At 63.1% G+C, this 9,546-nt stretch carries 12 protein-coding genes; 8 read left to right on the forward strand and 4 right to left on the reverse strand.

Translation table 11 applies throughout. From position 1 onward, the window contains the following. The coding region (locus AC16XC_RS08090) for a glycine--tRNA ligase subunit beta (protein WP_484034140.1) at positions 1-704 on the reverse strand (704 nt) is incomplete at its 3' end. A 166-nt stretch (positions 705-870) separates the two neighbouring features. Next, complete coding sequence (locus AC16XC_RS08095; protein WP_484034141.1) at positions 871-1,770, reverse strand: glycine--tRNA ligase subunit alpha; 900 nt, start codon at positions 1,768-1,770, stop codon at positions 871-873. Positions 1,771-1,928: 158 nt separating this feature from the next. Here AC16XC_RS08095 and AC16XC_RS08100 point away from each other — a divergent pair, with 158 nt between their 5' ends. The 7 genes from AC16XC_RS08100 (at position 1,929) to pth (ending at position 6,796) form a co-directional block, all read left to right on the forward strand. Continuing rightward, positions 1,929-2,363 (forward strand): hypothetical protein, encoded by a 435-nt coding sequence (locus AC16XC_RS08100; protein ID WP_484034142.1) that lies wholly within the window; start codon positions 1,929-1,931, stop codon positions 2,361-2,363. Next, complete coding sequence (locus AC16XC_RS08105) at positions 2,360-2,560, forward strand: helix-turn-helix transcriptional regulator (protein WP_484034143.1); 201 nt, start codon at positions 2,360-2,362, stop codon at positions 2,558-2,560. Before AC16XC_RS08100 ends, AC16XC_RS08105 begins: the two co-directional genes overlap by 4 nt. Before the next feature lie 66 nt (positions 2,561-2,626). Then, positions 2,627-3,511, forward strand: a complete 885-nt coding sequence (locus tag AC16XC_RS08110; protein WP_484034144.1) for a TraB/GumN family protein — start codon at positions 2,627-2,629, stop codon at positions 3,509-3,511. Positions 3,512-3,561: 50 nt separating this feature from the next. Further along, entirely contained in the window at positions 3,562-4,473 is a 912-nt protein-coding gene (locus tag AC16XC_RS08115) for a TraB/GumN family protein (protein WP_484034145.1), read from the forward strand. Then, positions 4,470-5,342 (forward strand): TraB/GumN family protein, encoded by an 873-nt coding sequence (locus tag AC16XC_RS08120; protein ID WP_484034146.1) that lies wholly within the window; start codon positions 4,470-4,472, stop codon positions 5,340-5,342. Before AC16XC_RS08115 ends, AC16XC_RS08120 begins: the two co-directional genes overlap by 4 nt. A 115-nt stretch (positions 5,343-5,457) precedes the next feature. Continuing rightward, positions 5,458-6,132 (forward strand): 50S ribosomal protein L25/general stress protein Ctc, encoded by a 675-nt coding sequence (locus AC16XC_RS08125; protein ID WP_484034147.1) that lies wholly within the window; start codon positions 5,458-5,460, stop codon positions 6,130-6,132. 91 nt (positions 6,133-6,223) lie between these two features. Then, positions 6,224-6,796, forward strand: a complete 573-nt coding sequence (gene pth, locus AC16XC_RS08130) for an aminoacyl-tRNA hydrolase (RefSeq protein ID WP_484034148.1) — start codon at positions 6,224-6,226, stop codon at positions 6,794-6,796. A 12-nt stretch (positions 6,797-6,808) separates the two neighbouring features. Here pth and AC16XC_RS08135 read toward each other — a convergent pair whose 3' ends face one another. Beyond that, a complete protein-coding gene (locus AC16XC_RS08135) occupies positions 6,809-7,519 on the reverse strand; it encodes a TIGR02466 family protein (protein WP_484034149.1) in 711 nt (236 codons plus the stop codon). A gap of 321 nt (positions 7,520-7,840) precedes the next feature. Between AC16XC_RS08135 and ychF the strand changes: the two genes are divergently transcribed. After that, positions 7,841-8,941 (forward strand): redox-regulated ATPase YchF, encoded by a 1,101-nt coding sequence (gene ychF / locus AC16XC_RS08140; RefSeq protein WP_484034150.1) that lies wholly within the window; start codon positions 7,841-7,843, stop codon positions 8,939-8,941. An 11-nt stretch (positions 8,942-8,952) separates the two neighbouring features. Here ychF and AC16XC_RS08145 read toward each other — a convergent pair whose 3' ends face one another. Beyond that, a complete protein-coding gene (locus tag AC16XC_RS08145) occupies positions 8,953-9,348 on the reverse strand; it encodes a MerR family DNA-binding protein (protein ID WP_484034151.1) in 396 nt (131 codons plus the stop codon). Positions 9,349-9,546: the final 198 nt, after the last annotated feature.

Below are 9,546 nucleotides of genomic sequence, written 5' to 3' on the forward strand. Positions count from 1 at the left end.
TCCTCGACCAGCACCAGCCCGGCATCCGCCGCAACCCTGGCCGCGCCCTCGCGGATGAGCGCCTCGCGTTCCGCGTGATCGACGATCACATGGCAGGCGCGCAGCTTTTCGGCATAATCGCCGGCCGAGCCGATGGTGATTTCCCCGGGGCAGTGGAAGCGATGGCCATGGGTGGCATATCCGCTCGCGATTCCGTCGATTTCGCACTCGACCAGGTCCTCGCCGAAAATCGCCACGATCCCGGAAAGCGGACGGACCCAGCGCAGGCTCTCGGGGCGCAGCGAGGCCGCCCCCCAGCGCATGCTCTTGGGCCAGGGAAAGGCGCGGATGATCGCCGGAATGGCCTCGGCGAGCACCTCCGACACCGCCCTGCCCGGCTTCTCGGTGACCGCGAAATACACCCCGTCGCGCTCGGTAAGCTGGCCCTTGGTGAGTCCGGTCTTGCGCAGGAAGCCTTCGAGCGCCTGCTCCGGCGCGCCGATCTTCGGCCCCTTCAACTCTTCGCTGACGGCCTCGGTCTGCTCCGGCAGCCCGCGCGCGACCAGCGCCAGCCGCCGCGGCGTGCTCCAGACGGTGATTTCACCCAGATTTACGCCCGCGGCTGCCATTTCGGCCCGGAACAGCCGTTCGAAGTCGAACCGAGCGCCCGCCTGCATCCGGGCAGGAATCTCCTCGCAGCGAAGTTCGAGCAGGAAGTCGCTCATCCGTTCCTCCCTGTTTCGCGAAGCGAAATGGGGAGGTGGCGCGCGCCGAAGGCGCGTGACGGAGGGGTATGGAGCGCACTACCCCTCCACCCCCAAGCCTGCGGCTTGGCGGTCCCTCTCCCCAATCGGCTACGCCGAACAGGCATGATCATGGGAGCAGCCGTCATCACGCCGTCCACCCGTCATATTCGGCAGCCCAGCGGTCCTTTTCCTTGGCCATGTAGGCCTCGCACGCGCCGCGCGCGAGATCGCGCACCCGGCCCATGTAGCTGGCGCGCTCCTGGACGCTGATCACGCCGCGCGCCTGCAGCAGGTTGAAGATGTGGCTGGCCTCGACCGCTTGTTCATAGGCTGCGATAGGCACTTCATTTTCAAGGCAATTCCGGCATTCCGATTCGGCCTTGGCGAACAGCTCGAACAGCGCTGCCGTATCGGCGACCTCGAAGTTCCATTTCGACATCTGGCGTTCGTTTTCGAGGAACACGTCGCCATAGGTCACGCCGCGGCCATTGAAATCGAGGTCGTACACATTGTCGACGTCCTGGATATACATCGCCAGCCGTTCGAGCCCGTAGGTCAGCTCGCCCGAGACAGGCTTGCAGTCGAACCCGCCCATCTGCTGGAAATAGGTGAACTGGGTAACTTCCATCCCGTCGCACCACACTTCCCAGCCCAGCCCCCAGGCGCCGAGCGTGGGGCTTTCCCAATCGTCCTCGACGAAGCGGATATCGTGCTTCAGCGGATCGATGCCGATCACTTCGAGGCTCTTGAGATAGAGCTCCTGCAAGTCGGGCGGACTCGGTTTGAGGATCACCTGGTACTGGTAGTAATGCTGCAGCCGGTTGGGATTTTCGCCGTAGCGGCCATCGGTTGGGCGGCGCGACGGCTGGACGAAGGCCGCGTTCCATGGTTCCGGGCCGAGCGCGCGCAAGGTCGTCGCGGGGTGGAAGGTCCCCGCCCCCATCCGCATGTCGTAAGGCTGCAGGATCACGCATCCCTGCGCGCTCCAGTAATTATGGAGCTTGAGGATCATGTCCTGGAAACTGAGTGGCGCGGCAGAACTCATGGCGCGGCCAATGGCTTATGGCGTTTGAGCGGTCAATGCTCGCCTGCAAAAGCAATCACAGCTGTCTTTTTGTCAGGTGTTATTGACATAGTCAGTGATTAGCGACATTATGTCATGTATACCTGACATAGTGTCAGCGATTCGAGACGGAGACGACCATGGCCAAATCCAGACCCTTCCGCTTCAGGATGACGCTCGGGATGACGAATTTCATCGTCCTGGTGTTGCTCGCCGCCGGCGTCGTCATCCTGGTCAACGGCAGTGCCCTGCCGGAATTGGCGCTCAAGCCATCGACCAATCCGGGCCGCGACATTGCCCTACTGCTGGCCAGCCCTGCACTGCTGGCAGTTATCCTGGGCATCGCGAGCAGTGCCGACCGCCGTTGCGCCGACGACTTTGCCTACCAGATGCTTGCCACCAGCGCGATGATCGGGATGTTCACCATGATCGGTGTGAACGCGCTTTGGGCGATCGATCCCCTGCGCGAAGCGATCGGCATGCGCGACCTGCGCGGCCCCGACATGATGGCGATCGGCATGATCGGCTGGGGCGCGAGCTATGTCGCCTTTCGCGTCCGCGGTGGCCTACTGTGAAGAACCGGCTCAAGGTGTTGCGCGCAGAGCGCAACTGGTCGCAGGCCGACCTTGGCGAGAAGATCGGCCTCTCGCGCCAGGCGATCAATGCGATCGAGCGCGAGAAATACGATCCCTCGCTCCCCGTCGCGATCCGCATCGCCCGGCTGTTCGAAACCACCGTGGAGGAGATCTTCTTCCTCGATGACCACTGCTGATTGACCGCCGCGCACCGCGGCTCCCGCCAACAAACACGACTTGACCAACCGAAAGGGGATTTCGTCATGATTTCCGCACTGAAGAAGCTCGCCCTCATTTCTGCCACGATCCTGCTGCCCACTCACCCGGCTGCTGCCGGAACGGCCGAACCCGCCGGCCCGGCGCTGTGGAAGGTCGCCGACGAAGACACCACGATCTACCTGTTCGGGACGATCCATGTGCTGCCCAAGGACGTCGAATGGTTCGACGGGGCGATCAAGCAGGCGTTCGACGCCTCGGGCGAACTGGTGACCGAGGTCGACATGCTCGCCGCCGGCGGACCGCAGCAAGGAGCACCCCCGCAGGCCCTGCTGCCCGAAGGCCAGACCTTGCGCTCGCTGATGGGCGAAGAGGATCGCGTGGAATATGAGGCGGCACTTGCCACGCTCGAGCTTCCTCCCGGCGCACTCGACCGGTTCGACCCGTGGTTCGCCGGGATCAACCTTGGAATGCTCACGGTGGTCCGCAAGGGCTACAACCCCAACGCCGGCGCCGACATGGCCCTGACCAAGTTGGCACAGGAGCAAGGCAAGGACCGCGCAGGTCTGGAAACGGCCGAATTCCAGCTCGATATGTTCGATTCGACCCCAATCGACCTGCAGCTTTTCTATCTCGACCGGACGGTCGAGCAGCTGCCGCGGGCGAGCGACACGATCGACACCATGTTGGCCGACTGGCTCGCCGGCAACACCGAAGCGCTCGCGGCAGTCATGAATGCTGGCTTCGAAGATCCAGCTGCATACGAATGGCTGATTACCCGCCGCAATCGCAATTGGGCCGGCTGGATCGATCAGCGGCTCGACCAGCCCGGAGTCGTGTTTGTGGCAGTCGGCGCAGGGCACCTTGCCGGCCTCGGAAGCGTACAGGAACAACTCGACGAGCTCGGTATCGAAGTGGAACGCGTCCAATAACCAAGCAGTGACGCTTGCCCTTTTCTCGATTGAACGCAAATAGGGCACGCATGGGCAACAGGGTTCTGCGAATCATCGGCTTGGGCCTCGGCGCGTTTGCGCTGCAGTTTACGGCTGCCTGCAGTACGCTTGGTGGAGACGGTGGCGCCAGCACGCGATCCTCCGCCCCTTCCCCTGCGCTGTGGAGGGTCGCGGACAAGGATACCACGATCTACCTGTTCGGCACGGTCCATGCACTGCCAAGGGATCTCGTCTGGTACGAACCGCATATTGCCCGGGCACTTGAAGCCTCGAGCCAGCTGGTGACCGAAGTGGATGCGGCTGAAGCCGCGAAGATGCCCGATCTTGTCGCGGCGAAAGCGGTCCTGCCGGAAGGCCAGACGCTGCGGTCATTGATGAGCGAAGAGGATCGCCAGGCCTATGACGAGGTACTGGTTTCGCTCGGCCTGCCAGTGCAGAGCTTCGACGCCTACAAGCCCTGGTTCGCGGCAATCACGCTTTCGCTGCTGCCGATCCTCAACGCGGGATATGAGACGGAAAGCGGAGTCGAAGAGGTCCTGCTGAGCAAGATCCACCCCGACACGACCCGCCATGCCCTGGAAACCGTCGAATACCAGCTCGACCTGTTCGACCAATTGCCGCTCGAGGCGCAGCTGACCTATCTCAAGCAGGTTGTCGATTCTGCGCCGGAACTCACCAGCCAGCTTGACCAGATGGTCGGAAGATGGCTCGCGGGCGACGCCAAGGCGCTGGCCGAACTGATGAATGCGCAGGAAACCGACCCCGAACTCTATGAGCGGCTGATCACCACGAGAAACGCCAACTGGGCGGTGTGGATCGATGACCGGCTCGATGAGCCGGGAACGGTTTTCGTGGCGGTCGGCGCCGGACACCTCGCCGGCAAGGGCAGCGTGCAGGAACAGCTCAAGCGCCGCGGGATCTCCAGCGCACGCGTCAAGTGAGGTTGCCGTCCGCGCCGCTCTCGTGCCTGCTTGCCCTTGCCGGATTGCTCGCCGCATGCGGCAAGGATGCTCCGGACCTTCCCCCGCCCTCGCCCGCACTCTGGGAAGTCACCGGAGCCAATGGAGAGCACGGCTATCTGTTCGGGACCGTCCACGCCCTGCCCGAAGGGTTCGACTGGGAAACCGACACGATCGAACAAGCGTTCGAACGATCCGAAACGCTGGCGGTCGAACTCGATCCGCGCTCGCTCGACGACGATTTGTTCTGGGAACTGGCAACTACCGAAGGTCTCGGCCGGCCTTCGCTGCGGGTGTCGCCTGCGCACCGGCGGGCGCTCGCCGCGTTGATCGAAAAGAGCTACTGGCAAGATGAAGATCTGGCCGACACCGAAAGCTGGGCGGTGGCGATGATCGTGTCGGACAGTCTCGCATTCGGCGAAAGCGAAAACGGCGTCGATCGCGCCTTGCTGGCGATGGCCGACAGCCGGCGAGTGGTCGAACTCGAAGGCTATTTCGGGCAGCTCGCGATCTTCGACACCCTGCCGCCGCAGGACCAGATCGACATGCTCGAGATCTTGGCCGATTCCGCAAGCGGCGCCGCGCAGGAAGCCGAAGCGCAGGTTGGCGCATGGCGGCGGGGAGACGTCGCAACGCTGGAAGCCTCGCTGGCCGAAGGGCTGATGGCCGATCCCGAGTTGCGCGCGGCCTTGCTGGTCCAGCGCAACCTTGCCTGGGCAGAGCAGGTCGAACAGCTGCTCCAATCCGGCGACACCCCCTTCGTCGCGGTCGGCGCGGCGCACTTGCTGGGCGCAGACGGCCTGCCGCGCCTGCTCGCAGCGCGCGGTTACACGGTCACGCGCATCCAGTAAGCAAGGCTTGCATTTCCACGCCGTTCACTCTATCGGCGCGCGCTTCCCGCCATGGTCATCCCTGGAGGCGCGGCGGGCGCATGAAACCAAACAAGCTTTTCGAAAGGTAGCGACAATGAGCGACGCTCTTACCCTGCCGGCCGAAGCGCGCGAACGGGCTGGCAAGGGAGCCTCCCGTGCACTTCGCCGCGAAGGCCGTGTCCCCGCCGTGATCTATGGCGGCAAGGAAGGACCCCTGGCGATCCATGTCGGATCGCGCGAGCTGGTTCGCCAGCTTGGCACCGGCCACTTCATGAATTCGATCGTGATGATCGAGATCGACGGCAAGAGTGTGCGCACCCTGCCGAAGGATGTCGCCTTTCACCCGGTCAACGATCGTCCGCTGCATGTCGATTTCCTACGCCTGGCGAAGGACGCCAAGGTCGAAGTCGCGATCCCGGTGGTGTTCGTCAACGAGGAAGCCTCGCCCGGCCTCAAGAAGGGCGGCGTGCTCAACATCGTGCGTCACGAGCTCGAACTGGTGTGCGAAGCGGACAGGATCCCGTCCGAAATAGAAATCGACGTGACCGGCCTCGAAGTGGGCGATTCGATCCACATCAGCTCGATCACCCTGCCTGAAGGATCGGCAAGCGCCATTACCGACCGCGACTATACGATCGCTACCGTTGTCGCTCCGTCGGCGCTCAAGCGCGCCGAAGGCGAAGCCGCCGAGGCCGCGGAAGGCGCCTCCGAAGCGGAGGGCGGTACCGAAGCGGAAGCCGAGGAGGAAGAAGAGGGCGGCGAGGACTAATCGCTTCCCTCCAGGCACGACATTGGCGCCGGCTCACCAGCGTGTGCAGCCGGCGCTTTGCTTTTGCGGCATCGCCGCATAGGAATTCTGCATGCAACTCTGGGTTGGCCTAGGAAATCCGGGACCGCGTCACGCGATGCAGCGGCACAATGTCGGTTTCATGGCGGTCGACGTCATTGCGGACATGCACGAGTTCGGGCCGGTGCAGAAGAAATTCTCGGGCTGGATCCAGGAAGGCCGGATTGCGGGCGAGAAGATCGCCCTGCTCAAACCCGCCACCTTCATGAACGAGAGCGGGCGCTCGGTGGGCGAGGCGATGCGCTTCCACAGGCTAGAGATCGGTGCCCTCACCGTCTTCCATGACGAACTCGACCTCGCTCCCTTCAAGGTCAAGGCCAAGATCGGCGGCGGAACCGCCGGGCATAACGGCCTGCGCTCGATCGACCGGCATTTGGGCCCCGGATTCCGGCGCGTGCGGATCGGGATCGGCCACCCGGGGCACAAGGACCGGGTTCATGGCCATGTCCTCGGCAATTACAGCAAGGCCGAGCAGGAGCCGCTCGCCGACATGCTCGGGGCAATCGCGGCGGAAGCCGAATGGCTGGCCAAGGGCGACGAACCAAGATTCATGAGCGAAATCGCGCTGAGGCTGCAGGAGTCCTGAGGCGCGAACGGGTCAGCCAGCTTTGCCCTTCAATACGAACACATTGAAGGCCACCGAGACCCGGTCCTCTTCCGACAGGTTGGGATGGACCCAATGCTTCAGCGTGCCCGGGAAAATCAATAATTCTCCTGCCTTGGGGTTGGCGGTATAGCCCGTTTGCAGCGCGGGTGCCTTGATCAAGGCAGAACCGGCCGGTGGACTCCGGCAATCAATGAAGGCGATCGCGCCTGCCACGTCACCTTTGCCCTTGGGTTGGTTGTTCCTGACGTAATACGAACCGGACCAGAAGGCGCCGGAATGATCGTGCGGGTTGTTGTAGGCCCCGGTCGGATTGACGTTGATCCAGCCGCTTATCTGCAAATGCACCCGGTCGAGTTGGGCCGTCTTGCCGGCAACACGCTTCATCGCGACCTGAACCGCAGATGCTATCGCAGAAGACAATTCGACATGGGCCGGCTCCTTGCGGGCAAAAAAGTCGAGCTCGCTGTGCCAGCCCATATAATTCGAGCGAAGGACCCCCGGTTCCTTCCCCTGCCGTTCGGCTATCTCATCCAGCAGCGCGGCATTGATCCGTTCGGCGTCCGAAATCTGGAACTTCAGCAGCGGCGTCGGGAACAGCATCTTGGTTTCGCTGAATGTAAACTCCGAACCTGCCATTTGCCGGCCATTCCCCGCTTTGAAGATCGTCGCTGCGCTTTCTGACGCATTGGCAGGGCTGCGCAAGGCCTTTGTTTGCCGGGGGTACCGCCGGCAAACCTGTCGGTGGAGCTTACAGATGGCCACGATCGCAAATGTCGTTAACCAGTGTGCCCTGCGCCAGGCCGGGCTTGGCACAGCCCTTGCGTGGGTCAGACGTTAACATTCACTTGGGCGCACAATGACTCCCGTGCGCCTTCAACGCCCCTTCCGGCAACGGGAGGGGCGTCTTTTTTGAGTACCCTCCCCGCTCGCCGGCATCCGCACCGCCCATTTACGAAAAACCGGTTCCCACTTTTCCGCGCGATGCTCTATGGCCCCCGCACTTCACAAGCCGAGGACCGATCCATGGGATTTCGCTGCGGGATTGTCGGCCTGCCCAATGTCGGCAAGTCCACCCTGTTCAATGCCTTGACCGAGACGCAGGCCGCGCAAGCGGCCAACTATCCGTTCTGCACGATCGAACCCAATGTCGGCCAGGTTGCGGTACCCGATCCACGGCTCGAGAAGATCGCGGCGATCGCCAAATCGGCGAAGGTGATCGAAACGCAGCTGGCCTTTGTCGATATAGCCGGGCTGGTCAAAGGCGCGAGCAAGGGCGAAGGCCTGGGCAACCAGTTCCTCGGCAATATCCGCGAGGTCGACGCGATCGTCCATGTCCTGCGCTGTTTCGAGGATGATGACATCCAGCACGTGTCCAACAAGGTCGATCCGATCGCCGATGCCGAGGTGGTCGAAACGGAATTGCTGCTGGCCGACCTCGAAAGCCTCGAAAAGCGGGTCGAGAACGCGAAACGCCGCGCCACCGGTGGCGACAAGGAAGCGAGGGCGACCGCGAGCGTGCTCGGACAGGCGCTCGACCTGTTGCGCGAAGGCAAGCCGGCACGGCTGACGCAGCCGAACGGCGACGAGGAGGCGCGCCTGTTCGAACAGGCCCAGCTGCTCACCGCCAAGCCGGTGCTGTATGTCTGCAATGTCGCCGAGGAAGATGCCGCCACCGGCAACGCCCTGACCGAGAAGGTCTTTGCCAAGGCGGCGGAGGAAGGCGCGCAGGCGGTGATCGTCTCGGCCGCGATCGAGGCCGAACTGGTCGGCATGGAGCCGGAGGAGCGCAAGGAATACCTCGCCGAACTGGGGCTGGAGGAAACCGGCCTCGCCCGGGTGATCCGGGCGGGATACGAATTGCTCGGCCTGCAGACCTTCTTCACCGCCGGACCCAAGGAAGCGCGCGCCTGGACCTTCCACAAGGGCGCCAGGGCCCCGCAGGCGGCAGGCGAGATCCATACCGATTTCGAGAAAGGCTTCATCCGCGCCGAAACCATAGCCTATGAAGACTATGTCGCGCTTGGCGGCGAGGCCGGCGCGCGCGAAGCCGGCAAGCTGCGCCAGGAAGGCAAGGACTACCTCGTCCAGGATGGCGACGTGATGCTGTTCAAATTCAATGTGTAACCGAAGCGCCGCTATTCGAAGGCTTCGATAATCGGGCAAGGGCCGTCCTTGCCGCCGGCGCATTCGCGGGCCAGCCGGTCGAGCGATTTGCGGGCCGCCTGAAGGTCCGCAATCTCCGCATCGAGCGCAGCGATCCTCGCCCTCGCCAGTTCGCGTGCACGGGGCCGCTCGCGGGTGGAATCGAGCCTCAGCAATTCGCCGATTTCCTTCAGCGTGAATCCCGCCCGCTTGGCCGCGCGAATGAAATGCAGGCGGCGAAGCTCATCGGGCCCGTAATGCTTGCGTCCCTTGACATAGCCAAGCCGCGACGGCCTCGGATCGAACAGCAGGCCTTCACGCTGGTAATAGCGAACGGTCTCGACGCCAACTCCACCGCTTCTTGCCAATTGAGAGATCGTCATCGCCATTCGCTTGACTCCGTACCTGGGTACGGACGCTATACGGCGAATCGCTATGGAACACAAACCAATCACAAAAACAGCGTCGCTCTATCGGACTGTGAGCGACAAGCACGTCTGCCCCTGGGGCCTCAAGTCGAAATACCTGCTCGAACGGCAGGGCTTCACGATCGAGGACCACCAGCTCAAGTCGCAGGCCGAGACCGA

The sequence above is a fragment of the Candidatus Andeanibacterium sp. genome, from assembly GCF_057143545.1.

Excerpts from the sequence above, each read along its gene's own strand:
- AC16XC_RS08125 (WP_484034147.1), top strand. The coding sequence starts at position 5,458 with ATGAGCGACGCTCTTACCCTGCCGGCCGAAGCGCGCGAACGGGCTGGC.
- pth (WP_484034148.1), top strand. The coding sequence starts at position 6,224 with ATGCAACTCTGGGTTGGCCTAGGAAATCCGGGACCGCGTCACGCGATG.
- AC16XC_RS08110 (WP_484034144.1), top strand. The coding sequence starts at position 2,627 with ATGATTTCCGCACTGAAGAAGCTCGCCCTCATTTCTGCCACGATCCTG.
- AC16XC_RS08115 (WP_484034145.1), top strand. The coding sequence starts at position 3,562 with ATGGGCAACAGGGTTCTGCGAATCATCGGCTTGGGCCTCGGCGCGTTT.
- AC16XC_RS08095 (WP_484034141.1), bottom strand. The coding sequence starts at position 1,770 with ATGAGTTCTGCCGCGCCACTCAGTTTCCAGGACATGATCCTCAAGCTC.
- ychF (WP_484034150.1), top strand. The coding sequence starts at position 7,841 with ATGGGATTTCGCTGCGGGATTGTCGGCCTGCCCAATGTCGGCAAGTCC.
- AC16XC_RS08100 (WP_484034142.1), top strand. The coding sequence starts at position 1,929 with ATGGCCAAATCCAGACCCTTCCGCTTCAGGATGACGCTCGGGATGACG.
- AC16XC_RS08145 (WP_484034151.1), bottom strand. The coding sequence starts at position 9,348 with ATGGCGATGACGATCTCTCAATTGGCAAGAAGCGGTGGAGTTGGCGTC.